Here is a 20,429-nt window from a genome sequence, read left to right on the forward strand (position 1 = left end):
TTTTTAAAATGCTTTACACAATAATCAAAGCGCTGCACATTATTTTTATGGTCAGTTATTTTGCAGGGATTTTTTACCTTGTCAGGATATTTGTTTACTATAAAGATACCGATGAATTCTCTGAAGAAAAGAAAAGTATCCTAAGAGAACAGTATACCTTCATGGCAAGAAGGCTTTGGAATATCATTACAGTTCCTGCAGGAGTGATCATGGCGGTTTGCGGACTGGTGATGATCTTTCTCAATACAGGATTGATGAAAATGCCTTGGTTTCATTTAAAACTAACATTTCTTGTCGGTCTGGCGATCTACCATTACTGGTGCTGGAAAAAAGTTCTTCAATTAAAAGCACTTCACGGAAATACATTACAGACAGCTAACATAAAACTGAGACAGGCGAATGAGATTGCCACATTCATTTTATTCCTCGTCGTTTTTACCGTTATTCTGAAATCTTCAGTAATTGAGTACTGGTGGCAATTAATTGCCGGATTTTTCGTTCTTGTATTTTTAATCATGATGACCGTGAAACTGGTCAATAAAAACAAAAAAAAGAAACAATAGAAAAAGGGTATCGTGTGTACATCAATACAATCCCTTTTACATTTTACTAAAAAACTATGATTGCAATTTTAAAAAAGAACTTTGGAGTTACTTCGGGAACTGGAGTGCGTGGATCATTATCGCAGCTTTCAGTCTGATAGCGACTCTTTTTTTGTTTTTTTTCGACAACGACTCTAATATCTTTGAGATCGGAATGGCCTCATTACAAAGCTATTTTGTTTTGGTCCCATGGCTACTGATGTTCATTATTCCGGCGCTTTCCATGAAAACTTTTGCAGAGGAGCAGCAAACGGGAACTTTGTACTGGTTGTTTTCCCAGCCTTTAAAAATATCGGACCTAGTATTAGGAAAGTTTCTTTCCGTTTGGGTAGTCGGCATCTTATGCCTCATTCCTTCGTTGATCTATCTGTATACCGTTTATGTTTTAGGAGTTCCTGCAGGGAATATTGACCTGGGAATGACCTTTGGGAGTTATATCGGATTGATCATGCTTATCGCTGCTTTTTCGGGTGTAGGGATTTTAGCGTCATCGTTGTCTCAGAATCAGATCATGGCTTATCTGTTAGGTGTTTTCATGTGTTTTATCATGTATTTCGGAATCGAGCAGTTAGCAAGCTATAAATTGTTGGGTGGAGCAGATTTTATCTTACAGAATATAGGTTTTTATCAGCATTTCCTTGGATTTACAAGAGGGTTGATCGATTTCAAAGATGTAGCCTATTTTGTTCTGATCATCGGTGTTTCATTAGTGTTGTCCAATCATTTTATCAATAAAAAGAAGTAGAATTATGAAGAAGATACCTTTTAAATCTCCATTAGGGATTTTATTGTTTGTGATCCTGCCTTTAGTGATTATTCTTGCCGTTTCTGGGATCAGATTGGATTTAACGAAAGAAAAAAGATATACCCTTTCCGATAATACCATCAAAGTATTGGAATCGGTTAAAAAGCCTCTGACTGTGGAGGTATATCTGGAAGGAGATTTCCCGGCCAGCTTCAAACAATTGCAAAGTGAAACGAAGTTTATGCTGGAGGAATTCAGAAAGATCAATCCGAAAATTGATTTTAAATTTATTGATCCCATCAAAACCAAAATGTCCCAGGATACTTTGATGGCGATGGGAATGCAGCCTTCCGTTCTTCCGGATGTAAAAGACGGTAAAGTCTCCCAGATCGTATTATTTCCGTATGCGGTTCTTAAATACAACAAGGGCGGCGTTTCTATCCCGCTGGTGGTACAGCAGGCCAATATCAATGCCGATGAACAGCTGACGAAATCCATTGAAAATTTAGAATATAATCTTGTATCGAACATCAAGAATATTGCCACTGATAAAAGAAAGAAAATAGGAGTTTTGGTTAACCAGGATGAATTAAGTCCGGGAGAATTCCAGGGTTTTATGCATTTGGCATTAGAAAACTACGATGCCGGTCCTGTGATTCCTAAAAACCAGGTTGAGCTAACGGCTGCGGATGTTCCGTTGCTGAAACAAATGAGCGCTCTGGTCATTGCAAAGCCGAGAAAAGCATTTACAGATGGTGAAAAAGTGATCCTGGACCAGTATATTATGAACGGAGGAAAAACATTATGGATGATTGATGCCGTAAATGCTGAAATGGATACCTTAACCCGATCTAAAAAGGTAATGCCATTCCCGGTGGATATCAACATGACTGATTTCTTCTTCAACTATGGAATCAGGATCAATCCTGCTTTGGTTAAAGATGTAAAGAAATTTGCTTTGTTAAGGCTGGTAACGGGAGAGGTGAGTGGTAACCCGCAGTATACAAGTCTTCCATGGCCCTATTTCCCTTTGGGAATTGCTGAAAAGAACGAACCGATCACCAAGAATATCAATCCGGTAAAATTTGAATTTCCCACATCAATTGATACTTTAGGCAGAAAGAATATTAAAACCAAAGTTCTTTTTGAATCGAGTGAAAGGACTTTATTGAAACAGGTTCCGAATTATGTGGATCTGAAAGAAATTTCCAGCGTAGATAGTCTTGGGCAAATGGAAAAGCCAAGTACTCCGAAAATCTTTGCTGTAGCATTGGAAGGGAAATTTACCTCCGCTTATGCTTCGAGAATTGAAAGAAAATCCTATCCTGGTTTTAAAGGTCAGAGCCCGGAAAATAAAATGATCGTGATTGCAGATGGTGACGTAGGAAGAAATAAAGTGATCAAGGGAGAACCTTTGCCGTTAGGAGTAGATTTATTAACCAATGAACAATTTGGAAATGAACAGTTCCTGCGAAACGCTTTGGATTTCCTTTTAGATGACAGCAACCTGATGGAACTAAGAAACAGGAATATCGAAGAAAGGCTACTGGATAGACAGAGAATTACAGAAGAAAAGACCAACTGGCAATGGTTTAATTTGCTGCTTCCGCTAGTCATTATTGGGTTACTCGGAGGATTGTTCTTCTGGTTGAGAAAAAGAAAATTCAATTAAACGATAATGAATTGAAAAAGAGAAACTTTACGGTTTCTCTTTTTTATTGATCAGAATATATTTTACTGTATCAGGTTCTTACTAATACCGTCTCGTATCGCTTCTCCAAGCACTTCAATATCGATATCTTTCAATGCTTTGAACTTAATACAATAACCGGTCACACTGGCTTTTCCTATTTTTTCACCATAGGCTTGGGGTAAATAGTTTTTATCATCAATACCAAGAATGTAAATTGAAATACCTGTTGTATTAGCGCTGAGGCCAATCTGGTAAAAATCCCGGGTACTTCCATCAGCATATTTCATGACCCGGAAACCATATCCGATATTAGGATTGGAAACCGTTTTTCCTTCTTCATTTTTACCATTCATAAACCATAATTTACATTCTGGCATCACTTGCAGAATGTACTGATGCAGGGTTTCCATATCTCGGCGTTTCGTGTCTGATTGAGTGGAAATGTAATGGTTGATTTGTTTTTGTATGGTCATCGTGGTAAAGTACATATTTTCTTCGTACAGAGATGGTTATAAGCTTGAAGAGTAAACTTTATATTATAATTCTAAGTTTTGCTGAGTCTCATCTTATAACTTAAATAAAATAAAGATAGACTTATTACCAAAAATAAGCAACCACTAAAATAGACATAGATTTCAAATTGATTAAACCAATGTTCCAGATACAAAGGTTTAAAGGGAAATGATGCCTGTTTTAAAAATATAAGTAAAAAGCTGATCACAATAACAATTAAAGAATTGATCCAGCTTAATTTTCGTTTTGAGGTGATCCATATACAGATCAGACAGCCAATAATAAACCCTACAGTCTGGTAATTTCTGATCGTACTGATAAGGTCATTGAATCGAATGGAATCAATATTGTTTTTCTCAAACAGTTCAATTAAACTACCAGAGTTTTTAGCCGAATTTAAAAACAACTGCGAAAGGTGTATATCCGTTAAATAGGAAAATAACCTTGGCGGAATAAGAATAAAGTTAAAAGCAATAATCTGGATGACGATGTATTTGATTTCTGTTTTATTAAAAATATTCATGCTAGTATGTATGTAACAAAAATAGGAAAACAAAAAAGAGAAACCTTAAGGTCTCTCTAAAATCATTGATACATTTTTTACTTTTTACATTGTACAAAAAATCAAATTGTACAAATCTACCAAGGACTAATTCCAATCTCATCTTCAATATCATTACTGAAATACTGACCTGTTGGTCCGTTTTCATCAGTCAGAGTGTGCTTAATGATAAAAGAAGCAGCGCTTTCTACGGATCCCGGACCGCTGTGGGCATTGAAGTCTGTTGCCGTATAGCCGGGATCTATTACATTGACCTTAAAGGGAAGTTCCCTTAATTCATACGCCAAAACAATCGTGTATGCATTCAACGCTGATTTTGATGGCCCGTAAGCGGCTCCCTTTACATGATAATACTTCCAGCTGGGATCGCTATGTAAAGTCAGAGAACCGAGCCCGGATGTGATATTGCTGATTCTCGGGCTGTCTGACTTTTTAAGAAGATCTAAGAAAGCCTGTGTAACGCTGATGACTCCGAAGAAGTTGGTGTCGAAGACTTGCTGGATGTCCTTAATAGAAGTTTCTGAAGCCGTTTGCGGATTGATACCCAGAATTCCTGCGTTATTGATGAGAACATCCAGTTTTCCCTGTTCCCTTTCAATAGTATTCCTCGCTTCCGAAATAGAATCGGGGTTGGTAACGTCTATCTCAATTGCTTTGATATTCTGATATCCTTTTTCCTGAAGTTCTTTTACTACAGCTTCTCCTTTTTCAAGACTGCGGCTTCCAAGGTAGACCAATAGTCCTTTTGAAGAGAGTTGTTTTGCAGTTTCCAGGCCAATACTTCTGTTGGCACCTGTGATTAATACTGATTTCATTTTCTTGTTTTATTTAGTGATGTAAAGGTGAGGTATTAAAAAATGAGATCTTTTGTCATTTGGCAAAAAGTGATTTTAGCGTATATTTTTTCTTATCCTGCTCAGGGAAGACTGTGTGATACCAAGATATGAGGCGATATAGGAAAGAGGAATCCGGTTGACCACAGTAGGGTAGATTTCAAGAAATTTGAGATAACGGGTGGTCGCATCTTCTGAAACCAGAGGGCTTCTTCTTTCTACCTTCTGGATCAGTGCTCTTGAAATAATTTTATGAACAATAGCTTCCCATCCGACAATGGTCTGCAACAGTTCGAGCCAGTCTTTCCGTGAAAAAACGATCATCGTACAATCCGTAACTGCCTGAACGTATGTGCTGGAATGAATTTCGTTATCAAAACTTTCCAGATCCACGACCAGATTATTTTCCTCGATAAAGTATTTGGTAATTTCTTCTCCTTTATTATCATAATAGCAGACCCGTAGAATACCATCAACGATAAATCCTACCTGTCTGGCAATTTTTCCGGCTTCGGAAAAATATTCATCTCTGGAAAGATGAAGTTCGGTGGATTTACTTTTTATAAATTCGATCTGCTGTTCATTGAGATTCCCAAACCTTAAAACGAAATTGAATAATTCTTTCATGTCCGAAATTTAGCTAAAGAAAATGATACCGTATTTGCCTTTTGGCAAAAAATACTTTTAAAGCTATTATGGTTTGCTGTACAATTATTTATAAAGGAATTTCCTGAACAATAAACAATTTGTGGATAATATTCAGAGAAAAGTAAACGATATTATGTTTAAAATAGCTAAAATTGCCTCGCGAATTTTGTTTATACTAAAGAAGAAAAATACATGAAAAGGCTGGGGAAGATGTTTTTTGTACTATTGATAGGGACTTCAGGGTTAGTTTTGGCGCAAATCAAAGCAAAAGTAATCGGTATTAAGGACGGTGATACGATCCTGGTTCTTGATAAAAATAATAACCAGACCACATTACGTCTTGCTGAGGTAGATTGCCCTGAGAAAGGTCAGCCATTTGGAAAAAACGCCAAACAACTGACAAGTGATCTGGTATTTGGAAAAGAGATCCTATACTATAAAACCACTTCTGACCGGTACGGACGCATCATTGCCAAAGTATATTTCGATAAAGATCAGTACCTGTCCGAAGAGATTATAAAAAAAGGATTGGGATGGTGGTATTACCAATACTCCAATAATGAAAACCTTGGAGTACTTGAATCAAAAGCCAGAAGTCTTAAATTAGGATTATGGTCCGGAAGTGAAACAATTTCTCCATGGGAATGGAGGAAAAAAAAAAGAGAAGCTTCCCAACTTAGAGCAAAAGCTAAATTATCAGGAAATTCTCTAAGAGAAATAGCAAGGTAAATAATTTATCAGCTGTCAGGGTTGCTCATCAGAATAGTTTAAGAATATTCTTAATCTTTCGATATAGATATTTTATAACGCCATAAATTATTTGTTGAAAGAATATCTCCACAAGAATATGGAGTATTCCAAGAAATAACCGGATTAATAACTCAAGAATGATGGTCATTATTTACACGTCTTTGATAAAATCTTCATATTCATAGTAGAACCTTTCAAAGCCATCCATTTTTTCGACAAAAAATTCAAATATTTCGCTCCACGTATTTTTATTGAAAATTGAAACATGATGCTTTTCAATCCAGATCTTACTGATAACTTTTCCGTTTTCCAGTGTAAAAAACTCATCTTTATTAAAATCTCCCACATAATCTTTTAGAATGTCCTCCAAAGACCATATCTTTTCATAATACGCATTTCTGAAAATCTCATCCTTCATTTCAATATCCAGGGATACTTCGGCTTTTTTATTATCCGCATGGAATTTGAAAGAAAAATCTTTGATCTTGGTATCGTACAACATCCATTTTCTTGGAAAAGATTTCCCAAAGGCGGTCCAAAATTCTTTCTTTAGTTGCTGTGCTTCTTGTTTACTGAACATACCGCAAATTTAATGAATTATGAGGAAAAGGGAGGGGGAAGAGAGGAAAAGGCGAAAAAGCGGAGTTACTTATTGGTAAAATTGTGAATTCACTTAATCGATAAAAACGCCTTAAGGATGGAGAAAGATATAGTAAAGATTGAAATCTTAGAGTTTGATAAAAGAAAAAAAGAGCTATTTAAAAGCAATCTTGCACCTCAGTGATTTTGCTATTTTCTATTCCAACAGCTTCACAATTAGATGATTTCACCATTCGGTAAATTAGCAATTTCACGACTTCCCACATATGAAACTATTTTCTTAAATTTGCTGTAATGCTGTCAAAAAAATCTCAATATGCTTTTAAGGCACTTTCATATCTTGTAGAAAAAAGAAATGAAGGGCCAACCCTTATTTCTGAAATTGCGGAACATAAGAAGATTCCGCTTAAATTTCTGGAAAATATTCTGCTTGAACTCAAGAAATCTGATATCCTTGATAGCAAGAAAGGCAAGGGTGGTGGATACTTCTTTAAAGAAAATCCTGCCGATGTAAAACTGGCGAAGATCATTCGCCTGGTTAATGGTCCTATTGCAATGCTTCCTTGTGTAAGTCTTAATTTTTATGAAAAATGTGACGATTGCAACGAAGATCATTGTGGTTTGCACGATGTCCTCATTGAGGTTCGGGATGCTTCGCTTAAAATTTTAGAAGAAAAAACATTAATGGATCTGATCGACTGATCGGGTCCTTTTTTTTGAATTGTTAGTCTACTTTTTTGGTAGGATAATTATTTTGTTTGATATTTGCAGGATGCCAAATGAACAAACTATGATTTCAAAAAATGTTGCAGATACACTAATGTGGCTTTTGCAGAAGGAATGCAGAGGCCAGCTTACCAAAAATATGTTCTTACCTGAAAGTGTTGTTAAACTAATACTTGTATAGAATGGTCATCTCAAGAAAAATGCAGGTAAGGTTGAATGTATTACTGGTAACGGTTGCTATATTGGTTATTGTTGTTTTTTCCATGTACAGCATGGGGTATCTTGATGAACTGACCCATATCCTCGCAAAAGACAATTATATATTTTACTGGATGTTGTTGGTGGGGGTTTTTGCAGAAATTGTTGCCGGATCAATGGGAATGGGTTATGGTGTGATTTGTACAACAACACTTCTCTTTCTTAATATTCCGCCCCATATCGTAAGTGCAAGTATTCATTCTGCTGAAAGCTTTACAACTGCTGCGGGAAGCATCAGTCATATCAAATTGAAGAATGTAAGCAAGACATTGGTTAGAAAACTATCTATTCCGGCGGTTATAGGAGCCATCATCGGTGCATTATCTCTTACATATCTCGGAGAATACTATTCTAAAATTACCAAAACTATTATTGCATTTTATACTTTATATCTTGGTTTTCAAATCTTATCCAACGCCTTTAAGCCTAAACAAAATAAAGCTCTGAAAAGAAAAACGAATCTCACAAGCCTGGGGCTGATCGGAGGGTTCATAGATTCTTTTGCAGGGGGAGGATGGGGCCCCTTGGTTACAGGGACTTTAATTAAGAATGCTTTTACTCCCAGATTTGCAGTAGGAAGTTCTACTGTAGCCAAGTTTATTTTAACCATAACTGCTGCAATAACCTTCTTTTTTACCCTGGGAATTCAGCATTGGAATATTATTCTGGGTCTTTTGATCGGAGGAATTATAACAGCACCTTTTTCAGCAATGCTCACTGCCAGATTACCGGTGAAAAAGATGTTTTTATTCATAGGAAGTCTGGTTATTGTAATGAGTCTGATAACCATATACAAATCCATTTTCAAATAGTACGATTATTGTGGAAAAATAAAAGGCTCAAAACGATTTTCAGTTTTGAAAATATTTTACTTTTACAGCATAATAAATAGCATATGAATTTACATATTGTTGCGCTTTTTAAGTTTAATGAAAATTACTTGATGGAAGCGGTAGAATTGTTTCAGACCCTGGTAAGAGAAACAAGAAAAGAAGATGGCTGCCTGCAGTACGACCTTATTGAAGATAAGGATAATAAAGGAACTTTTTTTCTGATAGAATTATGGGAAACATCAGAACACCATAATAATCATCTGGGGCAGGATCATCTTCTCAATTTCCGTACGGATTCTTCGAGAATGATGGAAAGCTCAACGGAAGTATACAAAGGATTTAAAATCTATTAACAAACCCAATGTTAAAAGGCTGTTTACCATTGTAGACAGCCTTTTATTAGAAAAAATAGAAAGTATTAAAATTTAAGATTTTTATTTTACGATTAACTTTTTGGTTTCACTATTTCCACCATAAGTTATTTTAACAAGATAGGTTCCTGAAGTAAGCATAGATAAATTAAGGTCTTGCTTATAGAAACCGGTTTGATTGGTAAGCTCTGATTTATAGACTTGTTTTCCTGAAAGATCATATACTTCTACACTTCCTTTATTGTTTGCCTTTTCTTTTACATCAAAAAGTACGGTCACTTTTTTATCAGCTGTTGTAGGATTAGGATACAATCCAAAGGAAGCTTTGGTGCCAACCTCTTTGATTCCTAAAGTTGAGCTGATATTTTTATATTTAAAATACATATTTCCTGTAGACGCTCCACCGTTAGAAGTAAAATACATTCTGTAATATTCCGAACCTTGTTTTACATAGTAAACAACATCATTATAAATCCCGGATGTTGGCTTCCATGAATGGCCGATTGATGTAATATTCGAGGAAAAAGCGGTGGATACTGGAATGTTTGAAGTTGCAACTTCCTGTGTTTCCGGTTGAACTTTTGCAACCTTAGTAGTAGGACTCTGAATAACTCCAGACATTCTGTACATCATAATATTCATATAGAATGTCCAATATCTTGTAAACATCAAATCCCAGTTTGCCTTTGGTGGTTCAAGATTAGCTACTTTGTCTCCCGTAGTAAATGAGAAATAATTAAAGTAGGCATCATCTGTTCCGTTCGCAATTGTTTTGGTTTGCGTTGCTTCCCACGATGATCCGTTCCATTTAGAATACTTAAAAGTATAACCACCGAAGTAATCGGTAATCATAAATTTTACATAAGTATTGCTAGAAAGGTATTTTAAAACAAAAATTACTTTTCCATCGATATGATGGGTCCCTCCGTTATAGTCTCCCCATCCGTACGTAGCTGAACCTTGCTCAAATGCTCCTTCCTGAAGAGAAGTCGTCTGGTCCGGATTATATAATGGAGATCCCCATGATGCTATATTGGCGATGTTAATATTATCCCAATCCGCTGGTACTGCAGAGGCCTGGTAAACCTCTATATTTTGGGCGTCATTGATTCTTGTTCCAAAACTCATACTTGAATTTCTAAAAAATGCAATATCCCATGAATCTGCAGGTTGCGAAATAATATTATTTGTACTGAAGTCAAAGAATACCCGGTTTTGATAGTTGGGACCAGTGGTTAAATTGACCGTTGTATACCCATTAACATCTGTTTGGGCTAATACTGTTTGATGTACAGCCAGTGCAAGCATTGAAGTCAAAAGTAGTTTTGTTCTCATCTCTTATTGTTAGTTATTTAGAATTATTCTACAAAATTATATATTTATTTTTAATGATTCTAAATAAAAACATGACTTTTGTCGTGTTTTAAGATTAATTTTTTTTAAACTTTAGCGTGACAGTAGACCCTTTCATGGATTTTGAACATAAAAGGCTGACTTCAAAAAGCCAGCCTTAACAAAACATAAGTTAATATCTAATAGATCTTATTTTTTGATGAATTTTGATTTTGTGACTGAGCCGTCTTTTGTTTCAATAACAATGTAATAGATACCTGTTTGTAATGTGCTGATATCGAATCTTTGATTATTTAACTTTCCTTCAGCTACTTTTTGACCCGCTGAAGAATAAACCCCAATATTTTTAAGATCTTTTTTTGTTACAAATTGCAATGCTGTGTTTTCTGGGTTAACAGCAAATTGGATAGCATCTTTTGATTTGATAGGGTCAGATACAGCCAGACTTGATGTAGTATTATAGACCACATTATCAATTTGGATCGCCACGTGGCTTGCTGTTGGTGTAAATTTGAAAACAATGTAGGTAGAAGTGGATGCAGGAATATTTACATTCACATCCACATTAGTACCTACGGTTGATAACGTTACAGGATTTCCAACAGGTGTAAATGTAGACATATCTGTTGGATTGGAAGCCAGCCCAATTTGAATACTGCCCGGACCAGGCGAAGGAGATACTAAGCTGGTAGTAAATGATAACGATTTATCTCCTGCAGGAGCAACAATCTGAGGGGTAATTAAATACGAAGGCTCGCTTGTATTGTTTCCCGAGTAAGCCTGAACAGCCTTGTTTGCATCAGTTGTAACGATCATTAACGGCGCTGGGGGAAAGGGCATCGGATTGGGCGCTAGTTTAGCAGTCCATCCGTTTTGGGGGAAAGTTGTGCTGCCTGAAGTGAAATTATCAAAATTCTCATTTATTGTTGGTAACTGAGCATTAATTGCAATCGCAGAAAACATTAAAACTCCAGAAAGTAATTTTAGATTCATAATATTATTTTTATTTAGAATTATTCGACAAAAGTAATAAATTATTTTTATCTGTTCTAAATAAAGCATTATATTTGTCGAAAATTTGTGTCTATGAAGAAGAAGGTGCTTTCTATACTCTCATTATCCATAGTCTTTTGGATGAATGCACAGGAAAAAGATTCTCTTAATCAGAAAAAAATTGAAGAAGTTGTTATCACAGGACAGTATATGCAACAATCGATCAATAAATCGATTTATAAAGTTGAAGTTATTGATGCTGAACAAATAAAAAATATGGCGGCGACCAACGCTGCTGACGTTCTTAACCAAACACTTAACATACAAATCACTCCAGATACCAATTCCGGAAATTCAACTGCTAATATCATGGGATTAGGCGGGAGCTATGTCAAAATTTTGATAGATAATATTCCGGTTGTAGGAGATACGGGTTTAGGAAGTAATATAGACCTTACGAAGATCAGTTTAAGTAATATTGAGAGGATTGAAGTTGTAAAAGGAAGCATGGGCGTGGAATATGGTAATGGTGCACTGGCAGGCGTTATTAATATCATCACTAAAAAAAGCAGTCATAAAAAATTAAGTATAAGAGCGGCACTACAGGAGGAAACGGTGAGGGATGGCTATGATTTAAGGAAAAGAGGGAAAGGCAGACATATTCAGAATGTGAATGTAGGTTACAACTTTAACGATCACTGGTTTACCAATATAAGTTTTAACCATAATCAATTTATGGGATATCAGGGAAATAGTGAAGGATATAAGTATTTCGGACAAGATAATAAACGGGGTTATGAATGGAATCCAAAAGATCAGTATGAAGCAACAGGATTGATCAAGTACACCAAGAATAAAACTTCAGTTTTCTATAAAATATCTTACTTAAGCGAAAAATTTAATTTTTATAATCCTAAAGTTGACAGAATTTCACTTAATGACGGACAAGGTGGTGTAACCTATACAAGTACAGACAGGGAATATAATACGGAGCGTTGGCTTCATCAGTTGAATATTCAGACCAACCTGGGCCAGATCCGCTACACGGGAGATTTCTCTTATCAGAATCAGGATCGGAAGTACTTTGATTATGTATATGATATACCCAACAGAGCTAAAGATACCCATTATGATGAAAGATCTTATTACAAGACCGATGTATTTTATTCAAGAGGAATGTTCAGTAATTTTCTCGATAACAAGAAATTTGACTTCCAGTTAGGCTACGAATTAGACCATACCAACGGGTATGCTGCATTAATTGCAGGGGATTTTGACGGGCAAAATATCAGAAGAAAAATTTTTACCTATGGCAACTTTATTTCTGCAGAGTGGAATGTTTCGGATAAATTCTCAGTAAGACCCGGAGCAAGATTATCGCTCAGCAACAAATTTGATAATCAATTCAACTATTCGGTGTCTGCAAGGCTGAAAACATCTGAAAATTCCAATCTAAGAGGTATTTTCGGAACAGCCAATCGCTATCCTACCTATGATGAAATGTTCACTTATTTCGTTAACGTAAATCACGACATTCAGGGAAATCCTGATCTTACTCCTGAAAAAGGATATTCTGTCGGTGCATTCTGGGATCAGGGCTTCACCATAGGAAATGGATGGAAATTCAATTATAACCTGGAAGCTCTGTACGTTGATCTGAAAGATAAAATTGAAATGGTTATGATTAAAAGACCTTCCACTTATAAGTACATGAACATAGATACGTACAGAAGTCTTTTGTTTGGTGCCAATGCCAATATTGTCAAAGACCAGTTTACTTTAGGAGTAAGGACTTCCCTAAATGGTATTTCTGTGTCAAAACAAGATATGGATATTGCCTCACCAACGGACTTTCAGTATAATTTTCAGACAGGAGCTAATGTTTCCTATAAACTAAAAAATGCAGGAACTGCTTTTAATCTTTATTATAAGTATACGGGGCCGTCAAGGCTGTATGTATTAGAAGGTAATGCATTCCGCTTAGGGAAAAATGATGGATTCCACATGATGGATTTTATTGTAAGCCAGCCATTCTGGAAAAATCAGCTTGAACTTTCTGCAGGAGTTAAAAACATTTTTGATGTTACTACCATTAATTCCACTGCAAACGGAGGAAATGCACATACTGCAGGATCTGACCGTCTGAATTTGTACTATGGAAGAAGCTATTTCGCAAGATTAATGTATCAATTCTAAAAAAAATATATCATGAAGTATTTAAAGATATTTTCATTTCTATTCATTATTGCTGCTGTACAGTCTTGTCTTTCAGCTGATGAAGATCCTGTTCAGGTTCCCAAGATGACAGGTTCTGAAGTAAGCGCCGATGTAGGCGGACCCACAGAAGCCAATCAGGTTTGGATCGACTTAAGTGATGCAAAAAATCATACGATCAATAAAAGGACAGACTGGGATCTTGGATTTTATACAGGAGATGAATATAGGGTAATTTTAAACGGGTCTATTGCAATGGCTGTTGCGAAAATTCCTAATGCTACGAACATCAATACTGTAAAAGAATCTGATGTAGCCGATCTGAAAGAAAAAGTTCAGGTAGGTACATTTGATGCTGCTAATATGAAGTATGTGGATAATCCTGATGGTAATTTTTTAAACCAGTCTTCAGCGATAGAGCCTATCAAAGAGAACGATTCTGACAATCCTGTTTATTTGGTTAACCTGGGACGAAATTTAGCAGATCCAAACTCTAATATTGCTGCAGGATCTGTTTCACTATCATCCGATCCCAGAGGATGGAAAAAAATTCAGATTTTAAGAGCTCCTAACGGATATAAATTAAGATATGCCGACATCAATGCAACTACCTACCAGGAGTATATGATAACAAAAGATACAGAATACAATTTTAATTTCTTCAATCTTAAAACGGGTGCTCCGGCTACAATCCAGCCAAAGAAAAAGAATTGGGATTTAGCCTTTACCACATTTACCAATGAAGTTTTTATGGGTCCGGGAAATAGCGCAGGAAGCTATTTTTATGCTGATTTCATAATCACCAATACGGCCAGTGGAGTGAGTGCGTATCAGGTAACGGCTTCCGGAAACCTGGATCAGGCCTATAACTCATTTAAGTTAAGCAATGTAGATCAGGCGAAGCTTGTATCTACTGATCAAAGAGCAATTGGGGATAAATGGAGAACGACTACCGGAACAAGCGAAGTGCCGGGAGCATTCGTGTACGCTGACCGTTTCTTTGTATTAAAAGATGCTGAGGGCTTTTACTTCAAGCTTAGATTTAATAAAATGAAAGATCCTCAGGGAAATCGGGGGCATGCCAGTTTTGAATTTGAACCTTTATAATAAATCAATAAATAATATATCATGAAAAAGATAATTTTAGTAGCATCAATCCTTCTAGCAGTAGCTTCCTGCAAAAAAGCCGAAAGCGCAAAACAGGAAAATACAGCAGAAACAAATACCTCACAAACGCCGAAAACGAATAATAAAATTGTGACCTTAAATGGTGGCATCACAGAAATAGTGAGTGCTTTAGGTCATGAAAAAGAAATTGTAGGAACTGATGTTACCAGTACCTATCCTGAAACTTTAAAAGCAACAGCTAAAGATCTGGGACATGTAAGATCAATGACCATTGAGCCGATTATGGCCGTAAATCCTACATTAATTTTAGCGTCTGATAAAGATATAAACCCTGAGCTATTAGGAAAAATAAAGTCTTCAGGGATAAAAACTGAAATCTTCAAACAGGAATATTCAGTGGAAGGAACTAAAAAATTAATTGAGCAGGTAGCAAAAGCTATTGGCAACACAGATTATCAGAAACTGAATGATAAAATCGATGCGGATCTGAAACAGGTTCAGCCGATTGCTAAAAAACCTAAAGTACTGTTTATTTATGCAAGAGGAAATATGCTGATGGTTTCCGGTACGAAGACACCAATGGATGCTTTGATCGGTCTTGCAGGCGGACAAAATGCAGTTACGGAATTTGAAGATTTCAAACCGCTGACCCCTGAGGCTGTAGTAAAAGCGAATCCGGATGTATTATTCTTTTTCTCATCAGGCTTACAGGGTGCAGGAGGAAACGAAGGAGCGCTTAAAATGCCAGGTGTTTCTCAAACAAATGCCGGCAAGAATAAAAAGATCATTGCTATGGACGGAGGACTTGTTTCAGGATTCGGACCAAGATTAGGAGAGGCTGCAGTAGGATTAAATAAGTTATTAATTGAAAACACAAAGTAAACTATACTTTTATCTATCTATAAGTACCATACTGCTTGCTATCATAGCGGTATGGTCGCTTAGTACAGGAGTTTATAATTTTAACGGAGCTTCTCCGTATAAAGTTTTGTGGGAGGTTGTAAAAGGAAATGGAAATATATCGCCTAGCGATACATACGTGATATGGGATGTCCGTGCTGCGAGAATCGTTATGGCAATCTTAATTGGAAGCATGCTGGCGGTGTCCGGAACAGGATTGCAGGGACTTTTTAAGAATCCTTTGGCGACGGGGGATCTAATAGGACTTACTTCGGGAGCAACATTACTTGCAGCCATTGCTATTGTTTTAGGAGGACATTTCAAACAGTATCTTCCTGAGGTAGTACAATTTTCACTGGTGGGTATTTCTGCTTTTATCGGGGCTTTTCTATCTATGATGCTGGTATACAGGATTTCTACCAGCGGAGGTAAAACAAACGTGGTAATGATGTTGCTAACCGGTGTAGCTATTACGGCAATTGGCTTTTCAATTACCGGGTTTCTGATCTACATTTCAAAAGATGAACAATTGAGAGATCTTACTTTCTGGAATCTTGGGAGCTTGGCTGCAGCCACCTGGACAAAAAATATTGTTTTAGTCATTGTTTTGATTATCTCATATATCGTTTTAATCCCAAAAGGAAAAGCATTGAATGCCATGATGTTGGGTGAAAAAGACGCACAGCACTTAGGGATCAATGTAGAAAAACTTAAAAAAGAAATCATTATTGTCGTAGCATTAATGGTGGGAACTTCGGTGGCATTTTCGGGAACGATTGGTTTTGTAGGTCTTATTGTACCTTATATTTTAAGGCTTTTGTTCAAATCGGATTATACCTTTATATTACCATTGTCTGCTGTTTGCGGAAGTATTTTGCTGTTGACCGGCGATACATTCAGCAGAAGTATTGTGGAGCCTTCGGAATTGCCAATAGGTATCCTCACGGCATTAATGGGAGGGCCGATTTTTATAGCCATTTTAATTAAATTTAAAAAATCACTCTAATGATAAAGGCGCATCAGATCAGCTATAAACACAAAGAATTTCATATTCTGGATGGAGTGGACGTATCATTGGAATATGGTGAGTTTTTAGCTATTGTAGGACCCAATGGAGCTGGAAAATCAAGTTTATTAAGTGTTCTGGCCAACGAGGTGAAATCCAGAAAGCAAAAAGTTTTGTTTAAAAACAAACCTGTTAACGAGTGGAATGTGGTTGAGCTTTCCAGGCATAAGGCTAAATTCTCCCAGCACAACAGCAATGATATTCCTTTGGAAGTAAAAGATGTTGTCATGATGGGGCGTTATCCCTATTTTGATGCGCAGCCGAGAAAAGAGGATCTGGAAGCCATGAACAATATGATGTATGAAACAGATGTTTTTCATCTGAAAGACCGTGAATACAATACCCTGTCCGGAGGGGAAAAGCAGAGAGTACATCTTTCACGGGTACTGGCACAGCTACAGAATGATATTGCCCACAAACTACTGTTCCTTGATGAACCACTCAATAACCTTGATGTTAAACATCAATACAAGGCATTGGAGATCATGAAGAGTTTTACAAAACAAGCAAACAGTGCTGTTGTGGTTTTACATGATTTAAATCTGGCCGCTCAGTACGCCGATAAGATATTACTCATGAAATCGGGAAGGGTTTCAGCTTATGGAACACCACAGGAAGTTTTTACTGCCGAAAATATAACTAAGGCATACAACTTTCCCTGTACCATCTGCGAGCATCCTATTACTAATAACCCAATGATCATTTTTGGATAACCATGGAAAGAGATGAACTTAAAATACTCGCTCAAAACTTAGCCAATCCACAGGGAGAAAAAGGCATTGAGATAGGCGAGATGATGAATGCAACCAATATCAGCATGACTTTGGAAAGCATCAAAACACTTTTGATAGAAGATAATGAATCTATCCTTGAAATAGGACACGGAAATGCGGGGCATCTGAAAAATATCCTGAGTAGAGCTCAAAATCTGAAATATACAGGGGTTGACATTTCCGAAACAATGTATAATGAGGCCCGGAAAATAAATAAAGACTTTGAAGGTCAGGCGGATTTTATATTGTACGAGGGACAAAAGCTCCCTTTTGAAGATAGGGTTTTTGATAAGGTTTTCACTGTTAATACGGTTTATTTCTGGGAAGAGCCGGTGGCATTCCTGAATGAAATTTACAGGGTTTTGAAGGATGACGGGACTTTCGTACTCACCTTCGGGCAGCGAAGATTCATGGAAACCTTACCGTTTACAGAATACAACTTTACCATGTACAGCAATAATGAAATGGAAGAACTTATCTCAAGGAGCCATTTCAAAAGAATGAAAATTTCGGAGAAAGAGGAGGATATCCCAAGTAAGTCCGGAGCTGAAACCATACATAGAATTTATACAGTTTTAACCATAAAAAAATAAATAAAATGAGCACATTAGTTAACGAATTAAGAGAAAAGTGGGACGCTCTAAAAGAAGAAAATCCACATTTAAGAATAAGAAATGCAGCTTTACAGTTAGGTGTAAGCGAAGCTGATTTATTAGTAACTAATATCGGTGAAGGGGTAACCGTTCTGAAACCGGAATTTCAAAATATTTTAACTGATGTTGAGCAATTGGGTAAGGTGATGGCTCTTACCCGTAATGACGAATGTGTACACGAGAGAAAAGGAATTTACCAGAACGGTGACTTCAGCAGCCCTCATGCACAGCTTTTCGTGGGAGAAGATATTGATCTCAGGATCTTCCTGAACTCCTGGAAGTTTGCTTTTGCAGTTGTGGAAGGAGATAAAAAAAGCCTTCAGTTTTTCGGAAAAGATGGCTTAGCTCTTCACAAGATCTACCTGACAAAAGATAGCAACGAAAAGGCTTTTGATGCAATCGTTGAAAAATATAAGGCCGAAGATCAGAACGGAGTGTTCTCTTTCGAAGCTATTGCTCCGAAGCCGGCAGAAAAACCGGATTCTGAAATTGATGCCGAAGCTTTCAAAAAAGCATGGGTTGAATTGAAAGATACCCATGATTTTTTTATGATGACAAGAAAATTCGGAGTGAGCAGAACTCAGGCTCTAAGACTGGCTCCGGAAGGTTATGCGAAGAAAATAGATAATGCTAAAGTGGTAAACGTCCTGGAGGATGCTTCCGAGAAGAATGTTCCGATTATGGTTTTCGTTGGAAACAGAGGAATTATTCAGATCCATACCGGTCATGTGAAAAAGACGCTTTGGCACCAGCAGTGGTTCAACGTAATGGATCCTGATTTTAACCTGCATCTGGATGTTACCAAGATTGAAGAAGCATGGATCGTAAAAAAGCCAACTGAAGACGGTGAAGTAACGGCTATTGAAATTTTCAATAAGGAAGGTGATTTTATCGTTCAGTTTTTTGGAAAAAGAAAACCTGGAATTCCTGAACTGCAAGAGTGGAAAGACCTTGTAGCAGAATTAGAAAAGTAATAGTTAGATGATTTGATTTGGACCGTTTTGTTTTTAAGATCAGAGCGGTCTTTTTTTAGATGTTACATCGCAAAAAGACTAAATTGCAAAAGGATTGAAAGGCAAAAAGATGACAGTAAAAAGGCTCATTTGCTATTAAATAGTTCAGCGATCCAGCCTTTAAGTCCTTTCACCCTTAACCAAAAATAATTACAATGAAAAATATTTTCGTATCAATATTACTGATTATGTTTTGTGCATTAAATGCCCAAAATTTCAGAGCTTATCGGTTTTATGATAAAGAAGGAAAAGAAATAGAAACAGAGCGTTTGGTGAAAGAACTTGCCAGTTATGATGTTATTTTTTTTGGTGAAAATCACAACAGCTCCATCAATCATTGGCTTCAGCTGAAAGTGACCGAAGCATTATACCAGAAGAAAAACGGACAGATTATTTTAGGAGCGGAAATGTTCGAGAGAGATAATCAAGCTCAGTTAAATGATTATTTAAATGGGAAATTCGATGCCAAAACACTAAAGGACTCTGCACGCTTGTGGAATAATTATGCAACGGACTATAAGCCACTGGTTGACTTTGCTAAAGAAAAAAAGCTAGGTTTCATTGCAACAAATATTCCCAGAAGGTACGCTTCCCAGACGGCAAAAGAAGGTCTGGAATCTTTGAATAGATTGTCTGCCAAAGAAAAAACATACATTGCCCAGTTGCCTATCAAAGTGAGCTTGGATACACCTGGATATCCTGAAATGAAAAAAATGATGGGAGACCATGCAGAAGGAACAAAAGTGATGAACTTCATTTCAGCTCAGGCAACCAAAGATGCTACGATGGCAGAATCCATCCTCAAAAATATTCAGCCCGGTAAAACTTTTATCCATTACAATGGTAATTATCATAGCAAGGAATTCGGTGGAACCTATTGGTATGTTAAACAAAAGAACCCCAATCTTAAAATGGCGGTGATCTCAGTTTTTGAATCGGACGATCCTGAATTGAAAGTTCCCGGGAAAGAATATATCCCAACAGATTTTAATTTGATTATTCCAGCCGATATGACGAAAACTTTTTAATTTTGAATGTTAAAAAAGTTGTACAATGTAAAAAGTATTCATGTATAATGATTTTGGAGGTCAGCTGAGAAATTGTATTCTTTTAATAAATGCAGGAGGAATATGTAATTTAATATACATTAATATAATTATTTAAAAAGATTTCTCATTACACTTTGTTTCATTCGAAATGAC

The 20,429-nt window shown here is 36.6% G+C and carries 22 protein-coding genes; 15 read left to right on the plus strand and 7 right to left on the minus strand.

All coding sequences use genetic code 11. The annotated features are described in order from the left end of the window. Positions 1-8 precede the first annotated feature (8 nt). The 3 genes from MTQ00_RS01380 to gldG all read left to right on the plus strand — a co-directional run bounded on the left by MTQ00_RS01380 (position 9) and on the right by gldG (position 3,019). Complete coding sequence (locus MTQ00_RS01380) at positions 9-563, plus strand: CopD family protein (protein ID WP_172277528.1); 555 nt, start codon at positions 9-11, stop codon at positions 561-563. A 193-nt stretch (positions 564-756) separates the two neighbouring features. Next, positions 757-1,347: an ABC transporter permease subunit gene (locus tag MTQ00_RS01385; protein ID WP_273647433.1), complete on the plus strand. Its 591-nt coding sequence runs from the start codon at positions 757-759 to the stop codon at positions 1,345-1,347. Between the two features lie 4 nt (positions 1,348-1,351). Continuing rightward, positions 1,352-3,019: a gliding motility-associated ABC transporter substrate-binding protein GldG gene (gene gldG, locus MTQ00_RS01390; RefSeq protein ID WP_273647434.1), complete on the plus strand. Its 1,668-nt coding sequence runs from the start codon at positions 1,352-1,354 to the stop codon at positions 3,017-3,019. A gap of 62 nt (positions 3,020-3,081) precedes the next feature. On the opposite strand, the gene MTQ00_RS01395 is transcribed toward gldG, so the two are convergent. The 4 genes from MTQ00_RS01395 to MTQ00_RS01410 all read right to left on the minus strand — a co-directional run bounded on the left by MTQ00_RS01395 (position 3,082) and on the right by MTQ00_RS01410 (position 5,575). Next, positions 3,082-3,528, minus strand: coding sequence for a DUF1801 domain-containing protein (locus tag MTQ00_RS01395; protein WP_273647435.1), 447 nt, complete (start codon positions 3,526-3,528; stop codon positions 3,082-3,084). A gap of 56 nt (positions 3,529-3,584) precedes the next feature. Beyond that, entirely contained in the window at positions 3,585-4,076 is a 492-nt protein-coding gene (locus MTQ00_RS01400; protein WP_273647436.1) for a hypothetical protein, read from the minus strand. A 116-nt stretch (positions 4,077-4,192) separates the two neighbouring features. After that, positions 4,193-4,930, minus strand: coding sequence for an SDR family oxidoreductase (locus tag MTQ00_RS01405; RefSeq protein WP_273647437.1), 738 nt, complete (start codon positions 4,928-4,930; stop codon positions 4,193-4,195). Positions 4,931-5,005: 75 nt separating this feature from the next. After that, positions 5,006-5,575, minus strand: coding sequence for a Crp/Fnr family transcriptional regulator (locus MTQ00_RS01410; protein ID WP_172277549.1), 570 nt, complete (start codon positions 5,573-5,575; stop codon positions 5,006-5,008). 231 nt (positions 5,576-5,806) lie between these two features. Here MTQ00_RS01410 and MTQ00_RS01415 point away from each other — a divergent pair, with 231 nt between their 5' ends. Beyond that, positions 5,807-6,325 (plus strand): thermonuclease family protein, encoded by a 519-nt coding sequence (locus MTQ00_RS01415; protein WP_273647438.1) that lies wholly within the window; start codon positions 5,807-5,809, stop codon positions 6,323-6,325. A 172-nt stretch (positions 6,326-6,497) separates the two neighbouring features. On the opposite strand, the gene MTQ00_RS01420 is transcribed toward MTQ00_RS01415, so the two are convergent. After that, complete coding sequence (locus MTQ00_RS01420) at positions 6,498-6,926, minus strand: DUF4268 domain-containing protein (protein WP_273647439.1); 429 nt, start codon at positions 6,924-6,926, stop codon at positions 6,498-6,500. Positions 6,927-7,240: 314 nt separating this feature from the next. Here MTQ00_RS01420 and MTQ00_RS01425 point away from each other — a divergent pair, with 314 nt between their 5' ends. The 3 genes from MTQ00_RS01425 to MTQ00_RS01435 all read left to right on the plus strand — a co-directional run bounded on the left by MTQ00_RS01425 (position 7,241) and on the right by MTQ00_RS01435 (position 9,116). Beyond that, positions 7,241-7,648, plus strand: coding sequence for an RrF2 family transcriptional regulator (locus MTQ00_RS01425; RefSeq protein ID WP_172277557.1), 408 nt, complete (start codon positions 7,241-7,243; stop codon positions 7,646-7,648). A gap of 206 nt (positions 7,649-7,854) precedes the next feature. Continuing rightward, a complete protein-coding gene (locus tag MTQ00_RS01430) occupies positions 7,855-8,742 on the plus strand; it encodes a sulfite exporter TauE/SafE family protein (protein ID WP_273647440.1) in 888 nt (295 codons plus the stop codon). A gap of 83 nt (positions 8,743-8,825) precedes the next feature. After that, positions 8,826-9,116: a putative quinol monooxygenase gene (locus MTQ00_RS01435; RefSeq protein ID WP_273647441.1), complete on the plus strand. Its 291-nt coding sequence runs from the start codon at positions 8,826-8,828 to the stop codon at positions 9,114-9,116. Positions 9,117-9,197: 81 nt separating this feature from the next. On the opposite strand, the gene MTQ00_RS01440 is transcribed toward MTQ00_RS01435, so the two are convergent. Both MTQ00_RS01440 and MTQ00_RS01445 read right to left on the minus strand, forming a co-directional pair. Beyond that, complete coding sequence (locus MTQ00_RS01440) at positions 9,198-10,469, minus strand: T9SS type A sorting domain-containing protein (RefSeq protein WP_273647442.1); 1,272 nt, start codon at positions 10,467-10,469, stop codon at positions 9,198-9,200. Between the two features lie 207 nt (positions 10,470-10,676). After that, positions 10,677-11,480 carry a T9SS-dependent choice-of-anchor J family protein gene (locus tag MTQ00_RS01445; protein ID WP_273647443.1) on the minus strand — a complete coding sequence of 268 codons (804 nt, stop codon included), beginning with the start codon at positions 11,478-11,480 and terminating at the stop codon, positions 10,677-10,679. A gap of 93 nt (positions 11,481-11,573) precedes the next feature. On the opposite strand from MTQ00_RS01445, the gene MTQ00_RS01450 reads away from it, so the two are divergent. From MTQ00_RS01450 to MTQ00_RS01485, 8 genes are all read left to right on the plus strand, one after another. Then, positions 11,574-13,676 carry a TonB-dependent receptor plug domain-containing protein gene (locus MTQ00_RS01450; RefSeq protein ID WP_273647444.1) on the plus strand — a complete coding sequence of 701 codons (2,103 nt, stop codon included), beginning with the start codon at positions 11,574-11,576 and terminating at the stop codon, positions 13,674-13,676. Between the two features lie 12 nt (positions 13,677-13,688). Then, positions 13,689-14,801 (plus strand): HmuY family protein, encoded by a 1,113-nt coding sequence (locus MTQ00_RS01455; RefSeq protein ID WP_273647445.1) that lies wholly within the window; start codon positions 13,689-13,691, stop codon positions 14,799-14,801. 21 nt (positions 14,802-14,822) lie between these two features. Beyond that, positions 14,823-15,704, plus strand: a complete 882-nt coding sequence (locus MTQ00_RS01460) for a heme/hemin ABC transporter substrate-binding protein (protein WP_273647446.1) — start codon at positions 14,823-14,825, stop codon at positions 15,702-15,704. Beyond that, positions 15,688-16,728 carry a FecCD family ABC transporter permease gene (locus MTQ00_RS01465; protein WP_172277579.1) on the plus strand — a complete coding sequence of 347 codons (1,041 nt, stop codon included), beginning with the start codon at positions 15,688-15,690 and terminating at the stop codon, positions 16,726-16,728. The genes MTQ00_RS01460 and MTQ00_RS01465 overlap by 17 nt, the downstream gene beginning before the upstream one ends. Further along, entirely contained in the window at positions 16,728-17,501 is a 774-nt protein-coding gene (locus MTQ00_RS01470) for a heme ABC transporter ATP-binding protein (protein ID WP_273647447.1), read from the plus strand. The genes MTQ00_RS01465 and MTQ00_RS01470 overlap by 1 nt, the downstream gene beginning before the upstream one ends. 2 nt (positions 17,502-17,503) lie before the next feature. After that, positions 17,504-18,154 (plus strand): class I SAM-dependent methyltransferase, encoded by a 651-nt coding sequence (locus MTQ00_RS01475; RefSeq protein WP_273647448.1) that lies wholly within the window; start codon positions 17,504-17,506, stop codon positions 18,152-18,154. Positions 18,155-18,159: 5 nt separating this feature from the next. After that, positions 18,160-19,188 (plus strand): hemin-degrading factor, encoded by a 1,029-nt coding sequence (locus MTQ00_RS01480; protein ID WP_273647449.1) that lies wholly within the window; start codon positions 18,160-18,162, stop codon positions 19,186-19,188. A gap of 194 nt (positions 19,189-19,382) precedes the next feature. Continuing rightward, positions 19,383-20,255 carry a ChaN family lipoprotein gene (locus tag MTQ00_RS01485; protein ID WP_273647450.1) on the plus strand — a complete coding sequence of 291 codons (873 nt, stop codon included), beginning with the start codon at positions 19,383-19,385 and terminating at the stop codon, positions 20,253-20,255. Positions 20,256-20,429: the final 174 nt, after the last annotated feature.

This window comes from Chryseobacterium sp. B21-037, assembly GCF_028570785.1.
GTDB classification, from domain to species: domain Bacteria; phylum Bacteroidota; class Bacteroidia; order Flavobacteriales; family Weeksellaceae; genus Chryseobacterium; species Chryseobacterium proteolyticum.

Excerpts from the sequence above, each read along its gene's own strand:
- MTQ00_RS01405 (WP_273647437.1), bottom strand. The coding sequence starts at position 4,930 with ATGAAATCAGTATTAATCACAGGTGCCAACAGAAGTATTGGCCTGGAA.
- MTQ00_RS01455 (WP_273647445.1), top strand. The coding sequence starts at position 13,689 with ATGAAGTATTTAAAGATATTTTCATTTCTATTCATTATTGCTGCTGTA.
- MTQ00_RS01420 (WP_273647439.1), bottom strand. The coding sequence starts at position 6,926 with ATGTTCAGTAAACAAGAAGCACAGCAACTAAAGAAAGAATTTTGGACC.
- MTQ00_RS01485 (WP_273647450.1), top strand. The coding sequence starts at position 19,383 with ATGAAAAATATTTTCGTATCAATATTACTGATTATGTTTTGTGCATTA.
- MTQ00_RS01445 (WP_273647443.1), bottom strand. The coding sequence starts at position 11,480 with ATGAATCTAAAATTACTTTCTGGAGTTTTAATGTTTTCTGCGATTGCA.
- MTQ00_RS01480 (WP_273647449.1), top strand. The coding sequence starts at position 18,160 with ATGAGCACATTAGTTAACGAATTAAGAGAAAAGTGGGACGCTCTAAAA.
- gldG (WP_273647434.1), top strand. The coding sequence starts at position 1,352 with ATGAAGAAGATACCTTTTAAATCTCCATTAGGGATTTTATTGTTTGTG.
- MTQ00_RS01475 (WP_273647448.1), top strand. The coding sequence starts at position 17,504 with ATGGAAAGAGATGAACTTAAAATACTCGCTCAAAACTTAGCCAATCCA.
- MTQ00_RS01400 (WP_273647436.1), bottom strand. The coding sequence starts at position 4,076 with ATGAATATTTTTAATAAAACAGAAATCAAATACATCGTCATCCAGATT.
- MTQ00_RS01385 (WP_273647433.1), top strand. The coding sequence starts at position 757 with ATGGCCTCATTACAAAGCTATTTTGTTTTGGTCCCATGGCTACTGATG.
- MTQ00_RS01380 (WP_172277528.1), top strand. The coding sequence starts at position 9 with ATGCTTTACACAATAATCAAAGCGCTGCACATTATTTTTATGGTCAGT.
- MTQ00_RS01470 (WP_273647447.1), top strand. The coding sequence starts at position 16,728 with ATGATAAAGGCGCATCAGATCAGCTATAAACACAAAGAATTTCATATT.
- MTQ00_RS01450 (WP_273647444.1), top strand. The coding sequence starts at position 11,574 with ATGAAGAAGAAGGTGCTTTCTATACTCTCATTATCCATAGTCTTTTGG.
- MTQ00_RS01415 (WP_273647438.1), top strand. The coding sequence starts at position 5,807 with ATGTTTTTTGTACTATTGATAGGGACTTCAGGGTTAGTTTTGGCGCAA.
- MTQ00_RS01430 (WP_273647440.1), top strand. The coding sequence starts at position 7,855 with ATGGTCATCTCAAGAAAAATGCAGGTAAGGTTGAATGTATTACTGGTA.
- MTQ00_RS01425 (WP_172277557.1), top strand. The coding sequence starts at position 7,241 with ATGCTGTCAAAAAAATCTCAATATGCTTTTAAGGCACTTTCATATCTT.
- MTQ00_RS01410 (WP_172277549.1), bottom strand. The coding sequence starts at position 5,575 with ATGAAAGAATTATTCAATTTCGTTTTAAGGTTTGGGAATCTCAATGAA.
- MTQ00_RS01395 (WP_273647435.1), bottom strand. The coding sequence starts at position 3,528 with ATGTACTTTACCACGATGACCATACAAAAACAAATCAACCATTACATT.
- MTQ00_RS01460 (WP_273647446.1), top strand. The coding sequence starts at position 14,823 with ATGAAAAAGATAATTTTAGTAGCATCAATCCTTCTAGCAGTAGCTTCC.
- MTQ00_RS01440 (WP_273647442.1), bottom strand. The coding sequence starts at position 10,469 with ATGAGAACAAAACTACTTTTGACTTCAATGCTTGCACTGGCTGTACAT.
- MTQ00_RS01435 (WP_273647441.1), top strand. The coding sequence starts at position 8,826 with ATGAATTTACATATTGTTGCGCTTTTTAAGTTTAATGAAAATTACTTG.